Below are 26,580 nucleotides of genomic sequence, written 5' to 3'. Positions count from 1 at the left end.
TAATGTGTTTGCCTTTTGTGTTATAATGTTCTTGCATCTCTTGGTATCCTTTTTTTGTAGTTACTAAAAGTATATCCTATGAGATGCTTTTTTTGTACTACTGGCTAACTTAATTATATAATTTACTAATATGATCTGGTTACTTTAATATGTGGAATAAAACAATAGTTTTTGATATAATATAAAAGTTAATAAGGAGGATTAAAATTTGCACCCCCTAAGACGGCTTTGCACCCCCTAATGACAAAAGAAGGAGAAAATTGTATGATAAAAGTTGTAGTAACAGATATGGACGGAACCTTTTTAAATGATGAAAAAGAAATAAGTCCAAATTCAAAAAAAGTAATAGAAAAGTTACAAGAACACGGAATTAAATTTTTAATAGCTACAGGAAGAGCAGATATAGCAGTTAGAAATTATTATCATGATATGGGTTTGAATGATGTTACTATTGCTTGTAATGGTAGTTTTATCAGAAATCAAGCAACTGGTGAAGTTATATATGAAAATCCCTTTACCGATAAAGAAATATCCATAATTCATAAAAAATATTTAGAACTTACAGACGGAAGTGTTGAACTACACATATACAGCCCAAACTATATATATTGTGATAGAATATCTTTTAATGTAGCTAGGATAAAAAGGGTTGAAGAAGAAACAAACGCCAAATATAAAACGCCAGTATGTATAGAAGAAGATATTTTATCTGCCATAGCAAGAAATAAGGACAAATGTTATAAGGTGATGATGTCATCAAAAAATCATAACTTGCTAGAAAAAATTTATGAAGAAGTAAAAAAAGAATTTGACTTAGAGGGAACGTTTTCAGCCACACACTTTTTTGATATGGTGCCAAAAGGTACTAGCAAGGCAGAGGGAATTAAACGTGTAGCTAAGTATTATAATATTTCTGTTGAAGATTCTGTTGTTTTTGGTGATAATCTTAATGACATAGAAATGTTAAAGGTTGCAGGAACTGCTATATGCCCATCTAATGCAAGAGATGAAATAAAAAAAATGTGCCACTTAGTAATCGGCAATAATAATGATTTTTCAGTTTTAAAATATCTTGAAGAATATGTAAATAAATTAGGAGAAACTACAAATGAGAAATAGAAAAAATCAGCGAAAAGCAAGTAGAATTTTTACCTTTTTCGCTCTAGTTGTAATTATTTTAACCAGTGTCTTTTTAACTTATAAACCTAATATTAATAAGGTGAATTTAGGTCTGGACTTACAAGGAGGATTTGAAGTTCTTTATCAAGTAGAGCCACTTAAATCAGGAGATGTAATTGATGAGAATGCTGTAAAAGCTACTTCGGATACAATTAGCCGTCGTATAAATATTTTAGGGGTAAGTGAGCCTGTAATAACAGTAGAATCTGGCAATAGAATTCGTGTCGAACTAGCTGGAGTAAAAGACCAAGAAACAGCAAGAAAAGTTTTATCAACACAAGCTAGTCTAACTATTCGTGATGTTGAAAATAATATATTATTAGACGGTTCAGACCTGCAAGAAAACGGTGCTTCTCAAGCTTTCGACCAGCAGTCAAAACCAATGGTAACTCTAAAATTAAAAGATGCTGATAAATTTGGGAATGTAACATCAGAAATTAGCAAAAGAGGTTTAGGTAAAAATCTTATGGTAATCTGGATGGATTTTGAAGAGGGGGATAGCTATGCAGCCGAAGCTCAAAAAGCTTCTCCAAAATTTGTTTCAGCACCGCAAGTTACACAAACAATTAATTCAAAAGATGTTCAAATAACTGGTAATTTTACTGTTGAGTCTGCAAAAGAACTAGCAGCTCTACTTAATTCTGGTGCTTTACCTGTAAAATTAACTGAAATATATTCTAACTCTGTTGGAGCTCAATTTGGTGTTGACGCATTAAATCAAACGGTACTTGCTGGGATAGTATCTCTAGGTTTAATTTTCTTATTTATGCTAGTAGTTTATCGGCTGCCTGGTTTTGTAGCCAGTGTAATGTTAGTAGCCTATGTTTATATAGTAATAATATTCTTCAATTTAATTTCAGGTGTTCTAACCTTACCTGGTATAGCAGCTATTATCTTGGGTGTTGGTATGGCAGTTGATGCTAATATCATAATGTACGAAAGAATTAAAGAAGAAATTTCAGCAGGTTACAGTCTGAAAAAGGCTTATACAGACGGAGCAAAACAATCTTTATGGACAATATTCGATTCACAGATTACAACAGTCATAGCAGCCATAGTATTATTTATTTTTGGTACAAGTAGTGTAAAAGGTTTTGCAACTATGTTGTTACTGACAATATTAGTGAGTTTTATTACTGCAGTATTCGGAACAAGATTATTACTTAGTTTGTTAGTGAATTCAAATATATTTAACAATAAAACTTGGTGGTTTGGAGTTTCTAAAGATAATATAGTTGAAAGTAAAATACCTTTAAATTCATTAGACTTGCCAACAAAATTTGATGGTTTGAATTTTACTAAGCATATGAAAAAGTTTTTTGCTTTAAGTATAGCAATAATGGTTGCAGGTATTATTTCTTTATCTGTCTTTAAATTAAATTTAGGTATTGATTTTTCTAGTGGTACTAGGATAGATGTTTTAGCAAATACCGAATTAACAACAGAAGAAATTAAAAGTGATTTAGATAATATAAAAATTACAGAAGAAAAAATAGTTTTATCACCTGATAAAAAACAAGCGACAATTCATTCCAAAGAAAGTTTTGAACAAGGAAAAGTCATAGAAATAAAAGAATATTTTACTAAAAAATATCAAAAAGATGCAAACTTAAGTGTAGTATCGCCAGTTATTGGTAAGGAACTTGCTAAAAATGCCATGTTTGCTCTTATCTATGCCTCTATCGGAATAATAATTTACGTAGCACTTCGCTTTGAATGGAGAATGGGTTTTACGAGTATCTTAGCCCTGCTTCATGACGTAGCAGTTATTATATTTATTGCAAGTATCCTGCGTTTAGAAATTGATATTACTTTTATAGCAGCTGTATTAACAATAGTGGGATATTCTATAAATGATACAATAGTTACTTTTGATAGGATAAGAGAACATATGCGTTATGAAAAAGTTATAAAATCAAAGGAACAAATTTATAGAGTGGTAGATGTTTCTTTGCGTCAAACTTTGGTTCGTTCAATAAACACAGTTCTTACGGTAATTATAACAGTTGTTGTAATGTTACTGATAGGAAGTAAAGCTATCTTTACATTTAATATTGCCCTATTGATCGGTTTAGTCTTTGGTCTATACTCATCACTATTTGTGGCTTCTCAATTATGGGCTTTATTAAAGGTAATAGAACTTAAGAAAAAAGGAAAAATAGAAGTTAAACAAAAAGCAACAGCCAAGGAAAGAGCTGAAAATCATAAAGTTTTAGTTTAAGAAAAGATTAAGTTATATATTTAGTGTGGATAAAAATCTGCACTAAATATTTTTTTGTAAATTTTTATCACTATGTATTTGAAGAAATATTTTAATATATATAAAATATTTTTTGCTTGCCTATAAAAATAAGTATTTTAAATTATTTTTTGAGAGTTTACTCATTAATATTAAGAAAAATATTTTTTACTATTTTTTGTTGGGAGGCTAGCAAAATATAAATATTTTTTATTATTTTTCATTGGAAGAGTAACGTAATACAAATATTTTTTATATCTTAATTTGAACCAGAAAAAAATATTTTTATTATTTTTATCGGCATGCAAGATGAATAAAAATATTTTTACAATCTAATTTGGAAAATATTAAATTTTATTTTGGTGAAAAATCATTTTAATTCTTATGAGGATATAGCATTTTATTTTTAACCTAAGATTAATTTAAATAACAAACAACCCAACTTTTTCAAGTTGGGTTTGTCTATATTATTGTTTATTGATTATTTATATTTAACTAGATATTAGAATGATGCGTGATAAATACCTTTGTATTTTTCTTCTAATAATTTTTTAACTTTTGCACTAGTAAGAACTTTTTTAAGGGCTTTAACTCCGTCTGAATCCTTGTTGTCTTCACGAGAAACTAAAGAAAGAGCGTAGTATTCTTGGTCTTTTACATCTTCTTTAATAATTCCATTATCAACAGGATTTAAACTTAATTTAGATATTTTATCAGGATAGTTAAAAGCTAAATCTTTTTCGTTGTAGGCTTCGTTAAGGTTAAGTAAGGCTACTTTTGTAAAAGTAATATTTTTTGGATTAGCTGTGATGTCAGCTTCTGTTACTGTGTAGCTGTTAGGGTCTTTAAGGCTTATAACTTTTTCTTTAGCAAGAAGTCTTAAAGCACGAGCTAGGTTAGTTGCATCAGAAGGAACGGCCACATCAGCTCCGTCTTTTAATTCAGATATATTTTTTATATTTTTACCGTAGAAGGCTCCTGTAAAGTCATATATTTTTTGAATTTGAACTAATTTGGCATTATTCCCCTTATTGTAAGCGTCCATAAATGGTTTGTGTTGGAAGAAGTTAGCATCTACTTCTTTATTATTTAAGGCGTCATTTGGTTGTTTATAGTCAGAAAAATTAATTATTTCTAGTGTGTAACCATCTTTTGCTAAGTCTTCTTTTGATGCTTCTAGTATGTCAGTAACAACCTTAATATTCGCAGCACCTACTTTTATTGTTTTTTTCTCATTAGAAGTTGTTGATGTTTTTGATGAACAACCCGTAAAAATTAAAACTAAAGCTAATATGCTTGTTATTATAGTGAATGTTTTTTTCATTGTAATCTCCTATTTGAAAATAATTTTATTTTTTAGAAACCTTGTTAGCTATAAAATAACCAATATTTTGAATAATATAAACATAAACAATAAAAACAATAACTAAGAGATACATTAAGGGGTAGTTGTAATCTTGATAGCCGTAGCGGTAGGCAAATTCACCAAGACCTCCAGCTCCAATAACGCCCATAACGGTTGAGTATGATAAAATACTTATTGCTACTGAAGTGAATGATAGGATTAAATCTATTTTTATAGAGGGTATTAAGAAATAACGTATCATTTGTAACTTTGTAGCTCCCATGCTAATAGCCCTATCTATAATTCTATTTGGAATATTTAGTAAGGCTTGTTCAACAAATCTACTATAAATACTAATTGATACCAGTGTAAGTGGTAGGGTAGCAGCTAAATTTCCAAAAGCTGTTCCGAATAAAAATCTACTTATGGGTATTAGAATAAAAATAAATATTAAAAAGGGTACACTTCTTAACATATTTAATATAATACTCAAAGTTTGGTAGGCAAATTGATTGTATAGTAAATATTTTTTATTTAGTGAAAATAATAAAATGCCGAGTGGTATGGCTAGTAATAAACAAATGCTCATAGAAACAAAGAGCATAAAATTTGTTTCCCAAAAGGCTTTTACAATATTATCATAATTTTCTTTTATTAAATTAATCATCTAGCAAAAACTCCTTTACGTGTTTAAAGTAGTCTTTTTCATAGTCTATATTCTCACTCTTATTAGGAATAATAATTTCTTTTATGGTAGAATTTCCTAACAGTATGACCTTATCGCAGAAATTTTTTAGTATTGATAGGTTGTGAGAAATTAAAACAATAGAAATATCAGTAGTTTTTTTCAGTTTTATAAGTAAATCAAAAATTTCTTTTTCGCTACTACTATCAAGGGCAGAACTTATTTCATCACACAAAATAACTTTTGGATTTTGTAAAAGTGCCATTGCGATAGCAACTTTTTGTTTTTGTCCGCCACTAAGATTTCTGCAAGTAATATTTTTTAAATTTTCTATGTTCATAAATTTTAAAATTTTATTGATTTCAGCTTCATTTACTTTTTCTTTATTTAGTTTATAGATTAATGATAGGTGATAAAAAACAGTTTTTCCGTCTAAAAGATTATTATCTTGAAAGATGTAGACGACATTTTTTCTCATTTCTCTTAATTCTTTTTCGTTCATTTGGTCTAAATTTTTATTATTATAAATAATTTGTCCCTCGTCATAAGAAACCAAACCGTTTATCATTTTTAAAATTGTACTTTTTCCGCTTCCGTTACTTCCAATTAATCCTAAAACATCATTTTTCTTTATATCAAAAGAAATATTTTTTATTTGAAAATTAGAATTAGGATAATTTTTAGAAATATTTTTTATTTGAATTACCATATTTATCCTCCGACAATAATATAACATTTTTTTTTATGATTTTCAATATATAAATTTTATTGTTGCTTATTTTTTAAAATTTAATAATACATCGAAAAGATATGAAATAAAAGAGTTTTAAAATCTGTATCAGCTAAAAATAATTATCTGTATTAGTTTATTTTGATAAAAATTTTTTCATTGAAATTTTACAATTCCTTGTTTTTAAAGTATAATATTTTTCTAAAATTCAAAATAAAATTTTTATTTGTTTTATTAGGAGAAGATTTTATGTTTAAAAAATTTGGAAAATTACCTAAGAGGAATTTGAAAAAAAGAATAAAGGGTTCACCTTATTATAAAAATAATAAATTTAGAAATTTAGAAGAAAAACCAGTTTTAACAGAAGGTGTTAGTATGTTTGATGTATTAAAATCATTTTTTAGCAAAGGTGTTAATACAATTCCTGCAAGAATACCCATAACAGAAACTAATTTATTTACCTTAAACGATAAAAAAGATTATTTTATATGGTTTGGACATTCATCATACTTGCTTAATCTTGGAAAAATTAAATTTTTAGTTGACCCCGTCTTTAGTGGAAATGCCTCTCCGCTTCCGAATAATGTTAAAGAATTTGCTGGAACAGAATATTATAAATCGGATAAGATGCCCTATGTCGATTATTTAATAATTACTCATGACCACTACGACCATTTAGATTATAAAACTATTCTCGAATTAAAAAATAAGGTCGGTAAGGTTATTCTTCCTTTGGGAGTGTCAGAGCATTTTCTTTATTGGGGTTATAAAAAAGAAAATATTATTGAACTTGAGTGGTATGAAAGTTTTGAATTAAGTGAAAATTTTACAATTACATCTGAACCGACACATCATTCATCAGGCAGATTTTTAAAACCTAATCAAAGCCTTTGGACATCCTACGTTTTAAAATATCAAACTAAAAATATATTTTTAGGTGGAGATGGTGCTTACGGCAAACATTTTAAAGAAATTGGCAAGAAGTATGTAAAATTTGATTTAGCTTTTATGGAAAATGGTCAGTATAATAAGTTGTGGAAATATTCTCATATGTTTCCCAAAGAAACTTTACAAGCAGCAAAAGATATTAATGCACAAGTAGTAGTACCAATACATAATTCAAAATTTAAATTATCAGTTCATGAATGGAATGAACCCTTAAAAGAAATTACAAGATTAAATAAAGAAGAATTTAAACTTAATTTAGTAACTATGAAAATAGGAGATGTAGTATACTTAGATAACTTAAATTTTAATTATGAAAGATGGTTTGATAAAAATTAAAAATTAGCTTGACAGATATTTTTTAATTTGCTATACTTTAGGCGTAAATAAATTAAAGGAGCGTAAAGGATTATGAATCTGTATAGAGTTACAAAATTAAATACTCGTTGGCAAAGCCACTAGATACAGGTTGTTTCTTGCGTTTTTTACAGCATAGATACAGCCTTACAAGTGTTTGTAAAATTGTATCTATGTGGAAGATAAATAAAAATATAGCAAACCACGTAGATTATTTAAAATATATCTGCGTGGTTTTTTTGACCACCAATAGATACAATTAGGTGGTCTTTTTATATAAAATTTTATCAATTAAGGAGAAAACAAAATGAATAAAAAAGGGAAAATATTTTTAGCAGCTTTAGCAATAATTTTATTAGTGGCTTTATATTTTAATAAGTCAGAAGATAAAACAAAAGTAGATGACAAGAAAGTAAAAATAGGAGTATTGCAATTACTAAGTCATCCAGCCCTTGATAGTATCTATAAAGGTTTTGAAGATGAATTAAAAAAACAAGGCTATAAAATTGGAGAGAATTTAGAAATAGATTTACAAAATGCTCAGGGCGACCAAAGTAATTTAGCAGCAATGAGTAAAAAATTAGTTGCTGATAAAAATAATATTTTGGTGGGTATAACTACTCCTGCGACCTTATCTTTATCTAATGAAACAAAAAATATTCCGATTATTATGGGGGGAATAACTTATCCTGTGGAAGCTGGTTTGATAAAAAATGAGAACAAGCCTGGCAACAATATAACGGGAGTAAGTGATAGAACTCCAATAAAAGAACAATTAGAAATAATGAAAAAAGTTTTACCTAATATGAAAAAAGTAGGAATAATTTATACAGCAAGTGAAGATAATTCTACAAAACAAGCAAAAGAAGCTGAAAAACTAGCTAAAGAGATGAATTTAGAAGTTAATTTAAAATCTGTTGTTAATACAAATGATATTCAACAAGTTACAGAAAGTGTGGCTAGTAGTGTTGATGCAATTTTTGTTCCGATTGACAATACCATAGCTAGTGCCATGGCTACTGTTGTAAAAGTAACGGATAGCTATAAAATTCCAGTGTTTCCATCTGCCGATACTATGGTAAAAGATGGAGGACTTTTAGGAATAGGAGTTGACCAATACAAGATAGGTGTTGAAACTGCAAAAGTAGTAATTGAAGTATTAAAGGGTGCTAAAACAGAAGACAAGGCAATCGTACTTGCTAATGATGGAATTATTTATTTGAATAACAAAAAAGCAAAAGAATTAGGAATTACTATTCCAGATGAAATAAAAAATAAGGCAGAAATAGTAGTAGGAGAATAATATTTATATGGAAATATTAATATCGGCAATTTCTCAGGGTTTATTATGGGGAATATTGTCAGTAGGTTTGTTTATAAGTTTTAGAATTTTAAATATAGCAGATATGACTACAGAAGGTAGTTTTCCTTTGGGGGCTTGTGTTGCTGTTGTTGCTATAAGTCATGGTATAAATCCCTATATAGCAATTTTAATTTCAATTATTTTTGGTATGCTTGCAGGTTTTGTAACAGGTTTTTTAATAACGGTTTGTAAAATTCCTAGTCTGCTTGCAGGTATCTTAACTATGACGGCTTTACTTTCTGTTAATTTAAGAATTATGGGAAGACCTAATCTTAATATATTATCTAACAATACAATTTTTACTTTTTTAGAAAAATTTAACTTACCAAAAAGTTACAATATTATAATAATAGGACTTATTTTTTCTAGTATAGTAATTTTAATAATGGCATTATTTTTCAAAACAGAATTAGGGCAGTCTTTAATTGCGACCGGAGATAATATTAACATGGCATCATCACTTGGAATTTCTGTCAAAGCTATGACTATTTTAGGCTTGATGTTATCTAATGGAATTATAGCTTTTGCTGGAGGAATTTTGGCACAGAATAATGGTTATGCTGATGTTAATAGTGGTATAGGTGTTATAGTAATAGCCCTAGCTGCAATTATAATTGGAGAAGTTATTTTTGGAGATGTAACTTTTATAGAAAGATTAATTTATACAGTCTGTGGAGCAATTATTTACAGGTTACTTTTGGTTCTAGTTTTAAAACTAGAAATATTAGAAGCTAATGATTTTAAATTAATTACAGCTTTAATAATAGCCATATTTTTAACCTTGCCCCAGTTTAAAAATAATATTTTTAAGACTAGAAAGGGAAATTAGCATATGAATTTTATAGAAATTAATAATGTAAATAAAACTTTTTTTAAAAATACTAATAGGGAGCATCACGCCTTAAAAAATATTAATTTAAAAATTAATAGGGGAGATTTTATTACCATAGTCGGTGGGAATGGAGCAGGCAAGTCAACTTTATTAAATGCTTTATCAGGAAATTTTTTGGTCGATAGTGGAAAAATTTTTATAAATAATATTGATGTTAGTCTTATGAGTGAGCATAAAAGGGCTAAGTATATAAGCAGAGTTTTTCAAAATCCTCTTTATGGTACTGCACCTAGAATGACAGTTTGTGAAAATATGGCTTTGGCATATAGACGAGGAGAAAAAAGAGGTTTAAAATTAGGAGTTACTGAAGAAAATAAAAAATATTTTACAGAACAGTTATCTTCTTTAAATTTAGGTTTAGAAAATAGATTGCATACAGAAATAGGTTTATTATCTGGCGGGCAAAGACAGGCTATTTCTTTACTCATGGCAACAATTAAAAACCCGGACTTGCTACTTCTTGATGAACATACGGCAGCACTTGACCCAAAAACTCAAAAAATTATAATGGATATTACGGATAAAAAAATTAAGGATAAAAATATAACGGCACTGATGATTACCCATAATATACAAGATGCACTCAAGTATGGAAATAGATTAATTGTTCTTAATCAAGGAGAAATTATCAAAGATTTTAATAAGGAAGAAAAAGAAGTTTTAACAAGAAATGATATTTATAATATTTTAGATGAATTATAAGATTAATTTTAGAATGAACTATATTATATGGTTCATTCTTTTTTTATTGTGGTATAATTATGTAATATAAAATTATTGGAGTGTAATAATGAAAATTTCAATTTTATGTGTTGGCAAGATAAAAGAAAAATTTTATCGTGATGCAATTAAAGAATATGAAAAACGTTTATCCTCTTATGCAAAGTTACAAATTCTTGAAATTAATGACGAGAAGGTAAAGGTTGAAAATGATGCGGATATAGAGATAGCCAAGGAAAAAGAAGGAAAAAATATTTTATCGAAAATTAAGGACACTCAATTTGTTATAAGTTTAGAAATTTTGGGTAAATCTTTATCTAGTGAAAATTTAGCTAGCAAAATAGAAAATTTAGCAATAACAGGTAATAGTGATTTGGTATTTGTAATAGGTGGCAGTTACGGACTTAGTGAGAGTGTAAGAAAACGTAGTAATTATAGCTTATCTTTCAGTGAGATGACCTTTACTCATCAACTTATGCGAGTAATACTTTTAGAGCAGATATACAGGGCCTTTAAAATTATAAAAAAAGAACCCTATCACAAATAAAAAACATAGATTTTAAATTTTAGAAAATAAAAAATTAGAGTATTTAGGAAATTTTACCTTATAGTGATTTATAAATAAAAAGGATAGTGTTTTAAATGGTTGATAAAATTTTATTGCGAAAGCAGTTTATAGAAAAAAGAAATAGTTTGTCTGAAGAATATCGCAAGAGAGCTGACAAAGAAATTTTTAAGAGATTAGAAAATTTTAAAAGATTTAAACTGGCAAAAAAAATATTTATTTATGTCGGTTTTGGTTCGGAAATAAATACAGTATTACTAATAGAAAAATATATAAAAGAAAAAAGAATTTTTGTTCCCAAAATAGTAAAAGGAAAAATGGAATTAGTAGAAATATTTTCTGTTTCTGATTTGAGCAAAGGGTATTTTGGAGTTTTAGAACCTAGGTCTGAAAAATATTATTACGGGTCAATAGATTTGGTAATAACTCCGTCAGTAGTTTTTAATAAAAATGGATATAGGTTAGGTTATGGCAAGGGCTATTATGATAAATATTTTTCGAGTAGAGATTTCAAATTCAGCCTGGGTTTAGCTTACGAAAATATGCTGGCAGAAAATATCCCCTTGGAAGAACATGACAAAAAAGTAGATATGGTAATTACAGAAAATAGACTTATAAATACCCATGAAAATTTTGTCGTAACTACTAATATAAAAACTGATGATAAAATAATTTCAAGGGCGAAAGAAATTGCTAATTATTTTGAAGTTGATTATGCAGAAAGAAAAAAATTGACACTTAGGCAATTTTTATCTAAATATAATAATGCTATGCTTGTCTATAAGGATAAAATTCTCTATGTTAATCAGAAGGAAGAAAAATTATTTTTCCATATAGATACAGCCATGTTAAGAATTAAAAATAAGTCAGAACCCCTGTTAGACATAATAGGAGAAAAAAATCAAGAAATTTTAGATATTACTATGGGTCTAGCTAGGGATAGTATCGTTCTTAGCTATTTCGGTCATAGGGTTACGTCCTTAGAAGCTAGTAAAATAATTCATTTTATAGTTTCTTGTGGTTTGAATAATTTTTCTTCAGGAAATTTAGAAATAGATAAGGCACTTAGAAAAATAAAAACTCTCAATATTGATAGCTTAGAATTTTTAAAAAAATGTGAGGATAATTCCTATGATATAGTCTATGCCGACCCAATGTTTTCTAATAATATCAAGGATTCTGATAATATAGCAGTTTTTGATAAGCTGGCTTGTTTTGACGGGATAAGAGCTGAAGTGTTAGCAGAAATGAAAAGAGTTGCGAGGAAGAAAGTTATTATAAAAGCCCACAATTTAGATGCTGTTTTTGAAAGTTTTGGTTTAAAAAAAATCATTCGTTCAGGTTCTAAATTTAGTTTTGGCTATATTGATGTTTAAAACTTTGAAACAGGAGATAGAATTATAATGAAGTTAATAAAATTTTTACATAGTAAAGAAATTTCTCTATTTTTAAGTTTGTTAATATGTGCTATTATTTTTTATTTTTCAAATCAAAGTGGTAGCCAGTCCGAAAAAATTTCTAATACACTTTTTATAAGAAAACTAGGACATCTTAGCGAATTTTTTGCTTTAGGTTATTTTTTCAGTTCTTTTTTAGCGACTACAAAATATTTTTTTACAAATAAAAAAAAATACATAGTTTACAGTCTATTGTTTGTAGTCTTATATGCTATTAGTGATGAAGTTCATCAATTATTTATTCCAAATAGAAGTGGTAATATTACTGATGTTTTTATTGATAGCATAGGAGGAATGCTTGGTATTTTTACTTTTACTATTTTAAAAAATTTTTTTAAGATTTAAAATATTTTTAAAGTTTACTGTTTTTATTTGTACTTTTCTGAAAAAAATTGTAAAATGTATTATGACTAAAAAAAGGAGAAAAATATTGAAGGCTATAATAATAGAAGATGATAAGTTACTCGCCGCAAGAATAGCTAGCTTTATTTCTGAAAAATTTGAATCAGAAATTTGTTATGACGGAGAAGAAGGATTAGAAAAAGTAAAAAAAAATAAATATAATTTAATAATTATAGATAGTATCTTACCTAAGGTTAATGCAATAAAACTTTTAAAAAAATTAAAAGAGTGGAATTTGAATATACCAACAGCAGTATTAACATTTTCTGCTAGTGTTGAAGATAAATTAGAAATTATAGATTACGCTTTAGCGGAATATTTTTTCAAGAGTGGAAGCAAAGAAGAATTTTTAATAATAATAGATAATCTTATGCAAAGATTTAAAAATCAAAAAGATACTAATACCATAAGTTACGGTAATATAAGAGTTGATATACTTAATGAAACAGCTTACTACAATGATGAAATATTAGAAAATATAAAAGGAAAATACTTAGACTTGCTATATTTTTTCATTTTAAATAATAATATTATTCTAAAAAAAGAAGAAATTTTTGATAGGGTTTGGGGAGTAAATTCAGAAACTACCATGAATGCCATAGAAGTTTATATTTCTGGCTTGCGTAAGGAATTAAAAAAAGTAGGCTGTGAAAACTATATAAAAACAATTCGTGGAATAGGTTATTCTTTAGCATAGGAGATTATAATGGAATTTGTTTATCCAATAGATTATGAATTATATTCAGCAGAAGAGTTGGCTACAATTATTAAATTTTTAGATATTGTAGAAGAATGCTACACTTCAGGTGTGGAGCTTGAACGCTATAAAAAAACTTATAAAGAATTTAAAAATATTGTTAGGGCAAAGTAAGAAGAAAATAATGGCTTGAAAAATATAATTATATAATGAAATTAAGAATTTTTATGATTATTTAACAAATTAAAATAAAGAAGTTACAAAAATTATTTTACTAAAAATATTGAATATAAAATTTATTTATGTTATAATTTATAGTATAGGAACTGATCGTGTATTGCTACAGTTTTATAATGATATAGACTTTAATTTATAATTGTCTGTTGGCAAATTTTTATTCTTTATAATTTATTTTTTAATGTTGAAAGGAGATATATATATGGAAAAATTAAGAGAATATTTTTTAGCTACGAGACCCTACAGTTTCCCAGCAACTTTCGCACCTATTTTTATAGGAAGTAGTTTTTCATTATTTTATATAGAAAAGTTTAATTTTATTAATTTTACACTTTTTTTGTTGATTTGCTTATTAATACAAGCTGGAACTAATTTATTTAATGAGTACTATGATTACAAAAGTGGGCTTGATAAAATTGATTCCCAAGGTATAGCTGGTTCAATTGTAAAAAACAAATTAAGTGCTAAAGAAGTATTTATGGAGGCTGTTTTATTATATTGTATAGCATTTATTTTAGGTGTTATTTTATCATTTTATACAAGTATGTATCTATTATTAGTTGGTTCTATATGTATGTTAGTTGGATATATATACACTGGAGGTAAATATCCAATAGCTTATTCTCCTTTTGGAGAGATAGTTTCTGGGTTTTTTATGGGAACAATGATTATTGTTATTTCCTATTATTTACAAACTAGTTTCATTAATTTAGATGTGCTGATAATATCTATACCTATGTTTATTTTAATAGGCAACATGTTGATGGCTAATAGTATTAGGGATTTAGATAATGATAAAGTATCAGGCAGAAAAACTTTTGCTATTATTGTTGGTAAAAACAGAGCTATAAAAGTAATGGCTTTTTCCTACTTATTAGTGTACATACTAAGTCTATTATTCGTTTTGATAAAATATGCTTCTTTTTATAATTTGCTTATATTTTTAACGATACCCTTAGCAATAAATATAATAGCTGGTTTGAAAAATAATATAACAAAAGAAAAGATGGCTCCCTATATGATATTAAGTGCACAACTAACTATTGCTTATGGCTTACTAACAAGTCTGGCCTATATTTTAAATTATATAATTTAATTTATTATTATTTTTTAAAACGATGGGATCTAAACAGTTATTTAAGCTAAGCATATCTGGAATTTGAATACTATATTTGAATACTATACTGAGTAATTAATTAAAAAATTATTTTTTATTAATCTTCGCATCAAAATAGAAAACTATATTTTGTATCTAGTGGTAAAGTAATTTGCTAAATAGTGCTTAATAAAACAAAAAATTTGTCATATAATAATTTGCAATTAAGTATTTAGCTAGGGTATAATAGACTAAGACTAATTGTAGCAATCAATTATTAATAATTAAGGTATTATATTTATGTAAGGGGTTATATTAATGGGTAGGAACCTAAATTTTACAAAAGATATTTTTTTGATACTGTACTTGTAAATGATGAAATATTAGTAAAAAATTAAATTGTCAAATCATAAATATAAAATATCAATTATATTAAATTCTTGTCGTAAACAAGATAATTTAATAAATACAGATAGATAATTTATTAAATTAAAGTTATAATGAGTTTGAGATTATTATTGTTGATTATGTAAATAATCTTGAAATTGAGAGTGTATATGAAAAATTTAAAAATTTAGAAAATATTAATTATATAAAAAAACAGCTGAGTTCAAAATTAAGTTCTAAAAATATAGGTATAAATTGTGCAAAGCTAGACACCTTATTTTTTGCAAGAAGAAATTAATAAAATAAAAGATAATTATTTATTAGCTATTGCAGAAGAAATTAGTAAAAATGACAGTGATATAATTTTAATAAAGGGTTCTAATAATGAGTTTAAAAATACTTAAACTAATGGAATAAAGTTTTTTTCAAAAGAAATTTTGGATAAAAAGTATTTAATAGATTACACTTTAGCAAGTTATGCTATTAAAAAACAATTTTTAAGTATCTATAATTTAGAATTTAATACAGAAATTTTTGAAAAAGATAATATATGTTTTAATATTAAAATTTTTAATGATGCTAAAGAAATTTCTTTAGTCAAGACTACTAATTTTTATAAAAAATAAATAAATTTTAGGATAATAAAATTATTATTGAAAATAATAGTATGTGTATGTTGAAAACTATTGATAAGATAGAAGATTTTGCTTTGGAAAAAGAAAATTCTAGTGAATTACGATATTTATGTACCTACTTGTATTTGGATATTTTAAGTCAAGATAATAATATAGAAATAAATAAGATTGTATAAAATATTATTAGCGATAGATATAATTATTTTAAATTTAATAGTTTTTTTAAGAGAGTTATATTAAAAATATCTCCAAAATTATTTATAAAGAAGTTTTTAGTTAAGGAGAGATAGTAGTGAGAAGAATATTACACAATATTTTTTCCTATACTTTTATTTGTCTGTTTTCACTTGCTCTTATTTGGATAAGTGTAGCACCCTTTGTTTATGAAAGAATATTAAATCCTCTAGCCTTGTTATTGGGAATACCACTAACTTTTATGGGAATTATTTATGTAGCAAGAAAGATATTGTTTAGTGATGATGAAAAGTTAAAAAAATATAATAAATTTATTGTAATAGCATATTTGATATTTCAAGCCATAATTTTATCTATGGATACTTTAAATTTTTCTGACGGTGCTGAGTTAGAAAATGAAGCTCATTATATGCTAAATTATGGGCGATTTTCGGGAGAACGCTATTTTTTAGTTTATCCTAATAATATTAATCCAACAATAATTTTATATTGGTTGTATCGTATTGCTGGTATTTTGCATATTTCAGAAGTTCTTGCCCTGCACTTATTTTGCTTTTTATCAACATCAATAGCCATGTATTTTACTTATAAAACAGCAGGAAAGTTACTGGATAAACCAAAGCAAACACTTATTTTATTGTTAATGCTGGTCTATATACCATTTCAAATGTATAGTTTATTTTATTATTCTGATACATTTATGGTGGTATTAGTTTCTCTTATAATATATGTGCTAATTCCTTCAGATGGTAGCTTTATTTTTAAGAATAAACACATTATAGCAGTAGCCTTAATAGTAGGGTTTGGCTGGAATTTACGCTCTAATATTATTATAATTATTCCAGCCTTGATAATATACTTATTATTTTTCAAATGGTATAAAAAATTATTATTACTATTACTTACTTTTGGGTTATCATTTTTTGTGTTCGGTAAAATTTTTGATGCTATTTGGAGCCATTACGGCTTTTTTATAGATGAGGGTTATAAATTTCCTATGATGCACTGGGTAACTATGGGAATGAGTATTCAGGGAGGTAGTTATAATTGGCAAGATTTTCAATATACCTATCTAAGTCAAAATAAGATGACAGATGACCTAACTTTATTTTTAAATAGGGTATTTCACAGACCAATTTTCTTAAATTTATTAGTTTTTATTCTGAAAATTAGGGGGAATTGGAGTGATGGAACTATTAATTATACTAATGGAACTAGGGCATTAAGAGAGGGAGATAGTTTTCTTTGGCAATTATTTTACGGTAGTAATAATAGTTTCTTTATCTATCTTTCTCAATTTATCTATGATGTAATTATCTTTATGATGGTTTATTACATCTATAAGCGAAGAAAAGAGTATATTACATCTGGCTTTTTATTCCAAATAATTATATTCGGTGTTTTTGTATTTCATTTGATTTGGGAAGCAAAACCCCGTTATGTTTATGCTTGGATGCCTATAATCTTTATACTAGCAATAAAGGGAATTACTATATTTGTAGAGGAAAATTCTACAACCATATTCAGCAAGTACAGGAAAAAATTACTCCTAGCATTTGCTTTTGTATTTTCTATTCAATTAGTTAGTGATAGTTTTTTAAGACCTAGTTATTCTATGAATCTAGATTATGATTCGAGAGTAATAAATGGTATTAGTATCTATGCGACAGATAATTATTTACGAGATGGTATAGTTAGGGTCAATAAGGATACGACTGTTGAACAGACCTTTAAGGCAACTATGGATTTTAGCTACGTTAGGGGGTATATTTCGGCTTATGATGAAAATAATAATTCTAAGTATAGGGTAGAAATTATAGACAAGGCTACAAATAAAACTGTTCGAGAAAAAATATTTATTTATCGAGAACTTTATTGGGAATTACCTTTACAGACTTATACTTTACGTTGGTATTTTGATAAATTGCCAGTGGGTGAGTATAGTATAAAATTTTCACAAGTAGAAAATGTAAATAATGGCAGTATTGTAATTTCTAGTGTGCCAAATGAAATGTTAGATATGTATACAAGTGGTAGTATGTATATTAATGGGCTAGAGCAGGGCAAAAAAGATTTGGCATTGCAAATTGGGCGTAGATATGAAAAATTATGGTGGTATTAAAATACTAATCTTAAAAATAAAATTTTTTATTTTAAGTATTTTACTAATTAAAATAAATTCTATATAAAATTATAAAAAAATATTTTTCTCCATGAGTAGCAAAACTATAAGCAAATCTACTTATGGAGAATTTTTATGTAAAAAATTTGTTTATAGAAAAATGACTATAAATCATAAGAAGTATAGTCATTAAATTAAAAAGTATTTTCAAATTATTTGATAGATTTTATTTTTAAATATAATCTATTTTTTATTAGTCTACTATCATTTCTTGTGCTATTTCAAATGCACTAAGTTTTGCTGGATAATAAGTAGGCCAATTATCCATTTCTTCTAGTAATTTTTCTTGGCTTTGACCACCGAAGAAAATATGGAAGTGGTTAGTTTTAATAGGAGCTATGTTATGGTCGCTAAATTGTACATATTTATAATTTCCTGCATTTTCATCAGTCGCTTCAAATAAGAATCTAACCCCTCTATTTCCTTTTTTGTAAGTTAGAATTTTTTTCCCTACATATTTGTAAGTGAATTTTTTAGCTTGTCCATTTACAAAAAATTCCATAGTATTATCTTTAATTACTATTTTTTCTACGTCTGTTTTATATCCTGTATTGTAATATTTTTTATATTCTTCAGCAGTCATTGTTTGAGATTTTTTAGCCTTATAGTCAAATACTTGGTCTAGATCACCATTTACTAGATATGGATAAACAGATTGCCATTCTCCGTAATAGTCAGATAAGTCTCTGTCTTTAACGTCACTGTTATTAAAGTAACCATTATGAACAGTTTTTTCAGTTTCTGCTTCACTATTTTCTGGTAAAATTTCTTTTCCGCTTTGGCTAGTAGTTTTTTCAAGATTTGCCAAATTTTCTTTCATAATAGATATGTAGTCTTTACCAGCATCAACCTGCTCTTTTGTTAAACTTTCTAGTGGATTAAGAACAGATAGTTGAACATTAGTTTCTTTTGCTAGGGTTTCAGCAATAGATTTTTTGGCGTTTTCTTCAAAGTAGATATATTTAATTTCATTTTCTTTTATGTATTTAGTTAATTCTTCTAATCTTGCTATTGATGGTTCTTTGTCTGCTGATATTCCTGTAATACCTACTTGCTTTAATCCGTAATCAAGTGCCAGATATGAAAAAGCAGTATGTTGCGTTACAAAATATTTTTGTTTTGCTTGAGATAGTTTTTCTGTATATTCTTTGTCTAGGGCTTTTAATTTTTCTAAATAAGTATTTGCATTTTTTTCAAATACTGATTTTTTGTCGGGATAATTTTTTATTAAGCCTGCTTTGATATTTTCTACTAATTTTATAGCACGATAAGGAGATAGCCACAAGTGAGGGTCAAATTCGTGATGATGTCCTTCTTCTGAGTGATGATGTTCGTGTTCTTCTTCCTCTACAGGTAATAATACTAGATCTTTAGTTGCTTTAATTATTTGATTTTCATCTTTATTAAGAGATTTTATTACTTTTTCGACCCAAGTTTCCATATTATCATCTTCATAAATAAAAGCGGATGCTTCTTTAATTTTTACCATATCCTGTGTTGATGGTTCAAAATCGTGAACTTCTGTTCCTGCTGGTATAAGTAATTCAACATTTGCTTCATCTCCAACTATTTGTTTTGTAAATTCATAAATAGGATAGAAGGTAGTAACAATATTTGTTTTGTTATTTTCTTTTGCATTGCCACAGGCAGTCAGTAAGATAGTAAATATTGATATAATAGTTAATAATAATTTTTTCATTAGATAACTCCTTTGTGTTTTATTTTATTTGTTAAATTAATTGCTATGAATATTGTTATAAATATTAATGTTATGGTTGCACTTGCTGGGGTTTCTGCATAATAAGATATAAATATTCCTGCTATCATACCAAGAAGGCATATTATAATACCACTAAATATAACACTTTTAAAATTTTTGCTAATTGTTAGGGAGATACTTGCTGGTAGGATTATTATTGTTGAAACTAATAAGGCACCAACTGCAGGTATCATTAAGGAAATAGCGACACCAGTAAGAATATTAAATAGTGTAGATGTTAATTTAATATTAAGTCCTTCAGAAAAAGATATGTGTTCATCAAAGGTCATAATATACAGAGGTCTAAAAAATAATATTGTAAGAAATATGATAATTAGAGCAATAAGAAATAATGAAATAACTTGATTTATATTAATTGTAATTATAGAACCGAATAAATATTGCTCTAAACTTAGGCTACTTGATGATGTTTTGCTCATAACAACCATAGCTATTGCAAGTCCTGTTGACATTAAAATAGCTGTTCCAAGTTCCATAAAATTTTTATAAATAGTTCGCAGATATTCTAAGAAAATGGCAGCAATTATTACCACTGTAATTGTTGCATAGGTAGGAGAAAATCCTATTAAAACACCTAGTGCAATTCCTGCTAAAGATACATGACTGAGTGTATCACTTAATAAACTTTGCCGTCTAAGTATTAAAAATGTTCCTAAGATAGGAGCAAAGATACTCATTGCAATTACAGCTAGTAAAGCTTGTTGTATAAATTCATACTTTAATATACTTAACATAGAGTCTCCTATTTAATTTTTTATATGAAGTTTACAGCACCAAGAATTTGTATCGGTTTTGCAAAGATGAATATTTTTTGTTGCAAATCTATCGACAACATCGTTATCGTGAGTAATCATTATGATAGTTTTTTTGTCTTGATTTACTTTATCACTTAGCATATTGTAAAAATCATTTCTAGTTTTTTCGTCCATACCTGTTGTTGGCTCGTCTAATATAAGAATATCGGCATCACTCATCAGCATTCTTGCAATAATTATTCTTTGTTTTTGCCCACCACTCAAATTACCAATTTTCTCATCTTTTTTATTCCACATTCCAACCAAGTCCAAATTTTTTTGGATATTTTCTTTTTCTTTACTAGTAAATTTTTTGAACCAACTATTTTTTCTGTAAAGACCTGACTTTACAAATTCATAAACGGTAGAAGGAAAACCAGAATTAAAACTTGCTATTTGTTGGGGAAGATATGATATGGTCAGTTCTTCATTATTAATATTTTTTTTAGCAATATTGATAATGCCATTTTTTATTTTTAAAATCCCGATTAAAATTTTTACAAGAGTAGTTTTGGCTGCACCATTTTCTCCAGTAATTGTTACAAATTCTCCACTGTTGATATGAAAATTTACATTTTCTAATACTGGGTCTTTGTCGTAGTTAAAAGATAAATTTTTTACTGAAATATATTCCATATTTTAACCCCTAATATTTTTAATAAGATCAGCAAGAAATTTGCTAATAATTTCTTTTTCACTCGTATTATAATTTTCTAATATTTGCTTGTAAGAATTAATAGTTCTTTGATGGTGATTTTCGTGTTCTGTTGCAACATCAAGAGCTTCTTTAGAAAGTTTATAGCGTAAAATTCTGCCATCTTTATTATCTTTTTCTGCTATTAACATATTTTCTTCGAGTAATAATTTTATGGCTTTAGTAACGGCAGCCTGACTTATATTTAATTTTTTAGCTAAGTCCTTATTATTTGTATTTTCATTCTTTAAAATCATCAATATATGTTTTTGTGTATTTGTATAATTGTGGTTGCAAAAACATTCGCCTACTAAGAGTTCATTTTGATTTCCTGAATGAATTATTATTTCATTAAGTGTGTTTTCAATTTTATGTGCAATGTCTTCCATACATAACCTCCAAAATAATTAATTAACTGGTTAATTATATCATTGTTTTTTTAAAATTTCAATACATTTATTTCAAGATAAATATAAATTAGCTTTACTTGAAAGATATTATCAATTATAATAATATTTATTAGAAAATTTTTGGGGGATAAATTAATGAATATAAACTTAGTTTATGCTAGTTTAACAGGAAATACAGAAGCCTTAAGTGAATTAATTGTTGGAAAATTTAAAGAAGAGAAAAATTTAGATATTCAAATGTACTTTGTAGAAGATATGGACGATTTTTCTATTTTAGAAGAATCTGACGCATTTATTATTGCTACATACACTTACGGAGAAGGTGATTTGCCTGATGAAATGGAAGAATTGTTTGAAGGCATTTTAGATTTAAATTTAAAAGGAAAAATATTTGGAGTTATTGGAACGGGAGATACAATTTATGATGAATATTGTGTTTGTGTTGACCAATTTGATGAACAAATTAAAAAAACTGGTGCGATAAACCCTACAAAAAATTTAAAAATTGAAATAGAAGCAGACTGCGACGAAGATTTTGAAAATATTGATAAATTTATCGAAGATTTTTCAGCCGCTTTATAAAATTAAGAACAGAATATTTTATTCTGTCTTTTTTATTTTAATTACTAATTTAAAAAGTAGTTTACTTTTTTTAGAATATGGTATAATATTTTTAATGATAATGATTATCAATTTATTTTGGGAGTTGATGCGTATTTATAAAAAAAGAAGTTTTTGGATAATTTTATTTTTTCTTATTTCAATTTTTTCTTTAACGATAGGGGTTGAAGATTTTAGTTTTATAAATCTTCTAAAAGGTCAAAGTGATGATATACAAATATTATTACTAAGTCGTATTCCTAGATTAATGAGTATTATAGTTACTGCTAGTATTTTGAGTATAAATGGTCTAGTAATGCAAACTATGGCAAATAATAAATTTGTATCGCCATCAACAACAGGAGTAATGGATTGGTGTAAATTAGGAGTTTTAGTAGTTTTATTATTTTTTCATGATGCTGGTAGTCTTCTAAAAATATCAGTCGCCTTGATTTTTGGTATGTTTGGAAGTTTCTTTTTTATGAAATTAATAAGAATAATAAAAACACGAGATAATTTATTAGTTCCTTTAATAGGAATAATGCTTGGGGGAGTAGTAGGTAGTATCTCATCATTTTTTGCCTTTAAATTTGATTTAATTCAAAATATTTCTTCCTGGTTGCAGGGAAATTTTTCTCTAATTTCAAAAGGAAATTATGAAATACTTTATCTAGGTCTGCCCTTATTAATTTTAGTATATATTTATGCCAATTTATTTACCATATCTGGTTTAGGAGAAAAAGTTACAACTTCTTTAGGTTTAAATCAGAATAAAATTTTGAGTTTGGGTATGATGATAATTTCTGCTACTACTGCAATAGTTGTTGTAATGATAGGGAGCATACCTTTTATAGGTTTGATAGTTCCCAATATAGTTAGTATGCTCAAGGGTGATAACATAAAATCAACAATTTTTGATACGGCTCTAGTAGGTTCTTATTTTTTACTATTGTGTGATATGCTAGGAAGAGTGATATATATGCCTTATGAAGTACCAATAAGTGTAGTTGTAGGAGTTTTGGGAAGTTTTATCTTCTTATTTATATTATTAAGGAGAAAAAATTATGCAGGATAAACAAATAATTAAAAAATTATTAATACTGGGTTTTATAGCTATATTTCTCATTTCTTTTTATATTTTTTTTGATTTAAAATCAGAATATATATTTAATCTAAGATTAAAAAAAATGCTAGCAATAGTTTTAGTTTGTTACGCTACTGGTTATTCAACAGTAGCATTTCAAACCGTAACAAATAATAATATATTGACACCAAGTATTATGGGTTTAGAAAGTGTATATATATTTTTACAAACTTTAGTAATTTTTTTTATAGGTTCGCACTCCTTAAAAAAAATGTCTACAATGGCAGAATTTTTTTCTTCTTTACTTTTAATGATAATTTTTTCAGTAATAGTTTATGTACTACTATTTGAAAAATTATCAGCAAATGTTAATATGGTAGTTCTATGTGGTATGATACTCGGAGGATTTTTTTCGTCCCTGTCTAATTTTATGCAGGTACTTTTAGACCCGAATGAATTTTTAATTTTACAGGGTAAAATTTTTGCAAGTTTTAATACCATAGGCTATGTGTACTTAAATATTTCTGCTGTCCTTATATTAATAGTAATAATTTTTTCCTTATTTTTTATGAAAAAGTTAGATGTTATCTCACTTGGGAAAAAGACATCTATATCTTTAGGACTTAATCATTCTTTATTGGTTAAGATTATTTTTTCATTAATAGCAGTTCTTATAAGTATATCTACAGTTTTAGTAGGCCCTATGACTTTTTTAGGAATAATTATTGTGAGTATAACTAGACATTTTTTACCTACCTATAAGCATATTTACAAAACTATATGTGCTAGTCTAATAGGTGTAATATTGGTAGTTTCTGCAATGCTTATTATGGAAAAAATATTAGCCTACGATACAGCAGTATCTATAATAATTAATTTTGTTGGAGGAATATATTTTATATACTTAGTCATTAAGGAGAATAGAAAAAATGCTAGAGGTTAGAAATATTAATAAGACTTATGGAAAAACAAGAGTATTAGCTGACGTAACTTGTAAAATAGAAAAAAATAAATTTACCGCCTTTATAGGAAGTAACGGTGCAGGAAAAAGCACCTTAATAAATATAATAGCAAGAACATTAAAATCTGATAAGGGTCAAGTTATCATAGACGGTATGCAACTTGCAGAATGGAAAACAGAAGAATTAGCAAAAAAAATTGCCATACTTAGTCAATTTAATCATATAAATATAAGACTAACAGTTAGGGAATTGGTATCTTTTGGTCGCTATCCACATTCTAAAGGAAAAATAACAGATGCGGATAAAGAAAAAATAGATGAAGCATTAGAATATTTGAATATAAAACATTTAGAAAATAAATTTCTTGATGAATTAAGTGGTGGTCAAGTTCAAATGGCATATATAGCTATGGTAATAGCACAAGACACAGACTATATACTTTTAGATGAACCCTTAAACAATTTAGATATGAACCATTCAGTAAAAATAATGAAAGTTCTAAGAAAGTTAGTTAGGGAAAAAGGAAAAACAGTAATAGTTGTAATTCATGATATAAATTTTGTATCAGTTTACGCTGATAATGTCATAGCCCTAAAAAATGGCAGCATAATTACGCAAGGGCTTAATGAAGAAGTAATAACTAGAGAAACATTAAAAGATATATATTCATTAGACATGGATATTCATACCGTAAATAATTGCAGAATATGTATGTATTATAAATAAATTATTTAATACTAGAAAAATAATTTATAATTTCAAGAAAATAATTTTATTTGATAAAACAAAAATTATAAAAAATATTATTAATTTATAAGGAGATTTTTAAAAGTGAAAAAATTCAAGAAAATATTAGTACCATTTGCTGCTCTTACAGTAGCTTTATCATTAACTGCTTGTTCAACAAGTTCATCAAATTCATCTTCTTCAAGTCAAGAAGCAACAAAAGTTAAAATTATGACAAGTAACGGAGAGGTTGAAGTAGCAAAAAATCCTAAGAATGTTGCAGTATTTGATGTTGCAGTATTAGATTTTATTCAAAGATACAATATAAAAATAGAAAATTTAGCAACAGCAAAAATATCAGTACCTTATTTAGATGATGTGATTAAGGGCAAAGATACTTTGGGAAGTTTAAAAGACCCAAATTATGAAGCAACAAGTACAGTAAAAGCAGATATAATTTTCACAGCAGGACGTCAAAAAGAATTTTTAGAAGAACTAAAAAAATTAGGAACAGTTGCTTACTTTGAGGCACAATCTGAAAATGCTTTTGAAACAATGTTTAAACACAATGGAGAGTTTGCAAAAATATTTGGTGTTGAAGATAAGGTTGCAGCTGATAAAGTAAAATTTGAAAAGAAAATAAAAGAAGTATCAGAAAAAGCAAAAGCATCTGGGAAAAAAGCATTGATAATTATGACTAACGAAGGAAAAATTACTGCTTTTGGTCCGAAAAGTAGATTTGGATTTGTTCACAACTTGTTAGGTTTTGAAGCAGCTGATGCTAATATTGAGGCAAGTACACACGGAGCAGAAATCAATTACGAATATATTTCAAAAGTAAATCCAGATATTATATTCTATGTTGATAGAAATACTGTTGTAAAAAGTAAAACAAATGCAAATGCAAAAACAACTTTAGATAATGAATTAGTTAAAGCAACAACGGCTGGTAAAAACGGAGCAATCTATGAATTAGAAGCTCAATATGCTTATTTGGCACCGGACGGCTTAACTTCATTTGAAAGAATGATAGAAATTGTAGAAAAAGCAGTTAAATAATGTTTTAGGTTATAGATAAAAAATAAAAAAGACAACCTTTTGAACTGACCCCCAAAAGTTAGACCTAAAAACTAACTAAAGGAGGTCAGTTTTTTAATGGCAAAATATAGTACAGAATTTAAAATGAAAGTAGTAAAAGAATATTTAGAAACAAACATCTCAT

General features: G+C 26.9%; 28 protein-coding genes. 21 read left to right on the top strand and 7 right to left on the bottom strand.

The features are described 5' to 3' along the window. Positions 1–264 precede the first annotated feature (264 nt). Positions 265–1,119, top strand: coding sequence for an HAD family hydrolase (locus KMP12_RS05710; RefSeq protein WP_252344721.1), 855 nt, complete (start codon positions 265–267; stop codon positions 1,117–1,119). After that, positions 1,109–3,400, top strand: a complete 2,292-nt coding sequence (gene secD / locus KMP12_RS05705) for a protein translocase subunit SecD (protein WP_215756776.1) — start codon at positions 1,109–1,111, stop codon at positions 3,398–3,400. The genes KMP12_RS05710 and secD overlap by 11 nt, the downstream gene beginning before the upstream one ends. A 520-nt stretch (positions 3,401–3,920) precedes the next feature. Here secD and KMP12_RS05700 read toward each other — a convergent pair. From KMP12_RS05700 to KMP12_RS05690, 3 genes are read right to left on the bottom strand one after another with little or no spacing between them, the layout of a single operon-like run. Then, complete coding sequence (locus KMP12_RS05700; protein WP_215756775.1) at positions 3,921–4,742, bottom strand: MetQ/NlpA family ABC transporter substrate-binding protein; 822 nt, start codon at positions 4,740–4,742, stop codon at positions 3,921–3,923. Between the two features lie 25 nt (positions 4,743–4,767). Continuing rightward, positions 4,768–5,430 carry a methionine ABC transporter permease gene (locus KMP12_RS05695; RefSeq protein WP_215756774.1) on the bottom strand — a complete coding sequence of 221 codons (663 nt, stop codon included), beginning with the start codon at positions 5,428–5,430 and terminating at the stop codon, positions 4,768–4,770. After that, positions 5,423–6,157 (bottom strand): ATP-binding cassette domain-containing protein, encoded by a 735-nt coding sequence (locus tag KMP12_RS05690; RefSeq protein ID WP_215756773.1) that lies wholly within the window; start codon positions 6,155–6,157, stop codon positions 5,423–5,425. The genes KMP12_RS05695 and KMP12_RS05690 overlap by 8 nt, the downstream gene beginning before the upstream one ends. A gap of 270 nt (positions 6,158–6,427) precedes the next feature. Here KMP12_RS05690 and KMP12_RS05685 point away from each other — a divergent pair, with 270 nt between their 5' ends. The 14 genes from KMP12_RS05685 (at position 6,428) to KMP12_RS05625 (ending at position 18,248) form a co-directional block, all read left to right on the top strand. Further along, entirely contained in the window at positions 6,428–7,462 is a 1,035-nt protein-coding gene (locus KMP12_RS05685) for an MBL fold metallo-hydrolase (protein ID WP_215756772.1), read from the top strand. A 325-nt stretch (positions 7,463–7,787) separates the two neighbouring features. After that, a complete protein-coding gene (trpX, locus tag KMP12_RS05680; RefSeq protein ID WP_215756771.1) occupies positions 7,788–8,783 on the top strand; it encodes a tryptophan ABC transporter substrate-binding protein in 996 nt (331 codons plus the stop codon). 7 nt (positions 8,784–8,790) lie between these two features. Beyond that, positions 8,791–9,672, top strand: coding sequence for an ABC transporter permease (locus KMP12_RS05675; protein WP_215756770.1), 882 nt, complete (start codon positions 8,791–8,793; stop codon positions 9,670–9,672). A 3-nt stretch (positions 9,673–9,675) separates the two neighbouring features. Beyond that, positions 9,676–10,437: an ABC transporter ATP-binding protein gene (locus KMP12_RS05670; protein ID WP_215756769.1), complete on the top strand. Its 762-nt coding sequence runs from the start codon at positions 9,676–9,678 to the stop codon at positions 10,435–10,437. Positions 10,438–10,525: 88 nt separating this feature from the next. Then, positions 10,526–11,002, top strand: a complete 477-nt coding sequence (rlmH, locus tag KMP12_RS05665; RefSeq protein ID WP_215756768.1) for a 23S rRNA (pseudouridine(1915)-N(3))-methyltransferase RlmH — start codon at positions 10,526–10,528, stop codon at positions 11,000–11,002. 95 nt (positions 11,003–11,097) lie between these two features. Next, positions 11,098–12,396 carry a 5-formyltetrahydrofolate cyclo-ligase gene (locus tag KMP12_RS05660; protein WP_215756767.1) on the top strand — a complete coding sequence of 433 codons (1,299 nt, stop codon included), beginning with the start codon at positions 11,098–11,100 and terminating at the stop codon, positions 12,394–12,396. A 27-nt stretch (positions 12,397–12,423) separates the two neighbouring features. Further along, positions 12,424–12,822, top strand: a complete 399-nt coding sequence (locus KMP12_RS05655; protein WP_215756766.1) for a VanZ family protein — start codon at positions 12,424–12,426, stop codon at positions 12,820–12,822. Between the two features lie 85 nt (positions 12,823–12,907). Beyond that, a complete protein-coding gene (locus tag KMP12_RS05650) occupies positions 12,908–13,576 on the top strand; it encodes a response regulator transcription factor (protein WP_215756765.1) in 669 nt (222 codons plus the stop codon). Between the two features lie 9 nt (positions 13,577–13,585). Beyond that, complete coding sequence (locus KMP12_RS05645; RefSeq protein ID WP_215756764.1) at positions 13,586–13,750, top strand: UPF0223 family protein; 165 nt, start codon at positions 13,586–13,588, stop codon at positions 13,748–13,750. Positions 13,751–14,015: 265 nt separating this feature from the next. Then, on the top strand, positions 14,016–14,909 hold the full coding sequence (locus KMP12_RS05640; RefSeq protein WP_252344720.1) for a 1,4-dihydroxy-2-naphthoate polyprenyltransferase: 894 nt from the start codon (positions 14,016–14,018) through the stop codon (positions 14,907–14,909). Positions 14,910–15,577: 668 nt separating this feature from the next. Further along, a complete protein-coding gene (locus KMP12_RS07730) occupies positions 15,578–15,700 on the top strand; it encodes a hypothetical protein (RefSeq protein ID WP_256442629.1) in 123 nt (40 codons plus the stop codon). Positions 15,701–15,733: 33 nt separating this feature from the next. Next, positions 15,734–15,922, top strand: a complete 189-nt coding sequence (locus tag KMP12_RS05635; RefSeq protein WP_215756763.1) for a hypothetical protein — start codon at positions 15,734–15,736, stop codon at positions 15,920–15,922. Positions 15,923–15,969: 47 nt separating this feature from the next. After that, positions 15,970–16,107 carry a hypothetical protein gene (locus tag KMP12_RS05630; RefSeq protein WP_215756762.1) on the top strand — a complete coding sequence of 46 codons (138 nt, stop codon included), beginning with the start codon at positions 15,970–15,972 and terminating at the stop codon, positions 16,105–16,107. A gap of 116 nt (positions 16,108–16,223) precedes the next feature. Continuing rightward, positions 16,224–18,248 (top strand): glycosyltransferase family 39 protein, encoded by a 2,025-nt coding sequence (locus KMP12_RS05625; RefSeq protein ID WP_215756761.1) that lies wholly within the window; start codon positions 16,224–16,226, stop codon positions 18,246–18,248. A gap of 253 nt (positions 18,249–18,501) precedes the next feature. Here KMP12_RS05625 and KMP12_RS05620 read toward each other — a convergent pair whose 3' ends face one another. Genes KMP12_RS05620 through KMP12_RS05605 form a run of 4 tightly spaced genes read right to left on the bottom strand, consistent with a single transcriptional unit; the run spans position 18,502 to position 21,965 of the window. Beyond that, positions 18,502–20,007: a metal ABC transporter solute-binding protein, Zn/Mn family gene (locus KMP12_RS05620; RefSeq protein ID WP_215756760.1), complete on the bottom strand. Its 1,506-nt coding sequence runs from the start codon at positions 20,005–20,007 to the stop codon at positions 18,502–18,504. Then, positions 20,007–20,822 carry a metal ABC transporter permease gene (locus KMP12_RS05615; RefSeq protein ID WP_215756759.1) on the bottom strand — a complete coding sequence of 272 codons (816 nt, stop codon included), beginning with the start codon at positions 20,820–20,822 and terminating at the stop codon, positions 20,007–20,009. Before KMP12_RS05615 ends, KMP12_RS05620 begins: the two co-directional genes overlap by 1 nt. Positions 20,823–20,834: 12 nt before the next feature. Next, positions 20,835–21,518, bottom strand: a complete 684-nt coding sequence (locus KMP12_RS05610) for a metal ABC transporter ATP-binding protein (protein WP_215756758.1) — start codon at positions 21,516–21,518, stop codon at positions 20,835–20,837. A 3-nt stretch (positions 21,519–21,521) separates the two neighbouring features. Then, positions 21,522–21,965 (bottom strand): MarR family transcriptional regulator, encoded by a 444-nt coding sequence (locus KMP12_RS05605; RefSeq protein WP_215756757.1) that lies wholly within the window; start codon positions 21,963–21,965, stop codon positions 21,522–21,524. 156 nt (positions 21,966–22,121) lie between these two features. Between KMP12_RS05605 and KMP12_RS05600 the strand changes: the two genes are divergently transcribed. From KMP12_RS05600 to KMP12_RS05580, 5 genes are all read left to right on the top strand, one after another. Beyond that, complete coding sequence (locus tag KMP12_RS05600; RefSeq protein WP_215756756.1) at positions 22,122–22,568, top strand: flavodoxin domain-containing protein; 447 nt, start codon at positions 22,122–22,124, stop codon at positions 22,566–22,568. A gap of 94 nt (positions 22,569–22,662) precedes the next feature. After that, the gene (locus KMP12_RS05595) at positions 22,663–23,661 is read left to right on the top strand and encodes an ABC transporter permease (protein ID WP_252344719.1); all 999 of its coding nucleotides are present in this window, start codon (positions 22,663–22,665) and stop codon (positions 23,659–23,661) included. After that, positions 23,651–24,613 carry an iron chelate uptake ABC transporter family permease subunit gene (locus tag KMP12_RS05590; protein WP_215756755.1) on the top strand — a complete coding sequence of 321 codons (963 nt, stop codon included), beginning with the start codon at positions 23,651–23,653 and terminating at the stop codon, positions 24,611–24,613. The genes KMP12_RS05595 and KMP12_RS05590 overlap by 11 nt, the downstream gene beginning before the upstream one ends. Then, a complete protein-coding gene (locus tag KMP12_RS05585) occupies positions 24,600–25,358 on the top strand; it encodes an iron ABC transporter ATP-binding protein (protein WP_215756754.1) in 759 nt (252 codons plus the stop codon). The genes KMP12_RS05590 and KMP12_RS05585 overlap by 14 nt, the downstream gene beginning before the upstream one ends. Before the next feature lie 105 nt (positions 25,359–25,463). Beyond that, positions 25,464–26,417, top strand: coding sequence for a siderophore ABC transporter substrate-binding protein (locus KMP12_RS05580; protein ID WP_215756753.1), 954 nt, complete (start codon positions 25,464–25,466; stop codon positions 26,415–26,417). Positions 26,418–26,580: the final 163 nt, after the last annotated feature.

It is taken from the genome of Gemella sp. zg-1178 (genome assembly GCF_018790995.1).
In the GTDB taxonomy this organism is placed as follows: domain Bacteria; phylum Bacillota; class Bacilli; order Staphylococcales; family Gemellaceae; genus Gemelliphila.
Note: the sequence above shows the minus strand (reverse complement) of the source record. Positions and strands in the feature narration are given on the sequence as shown.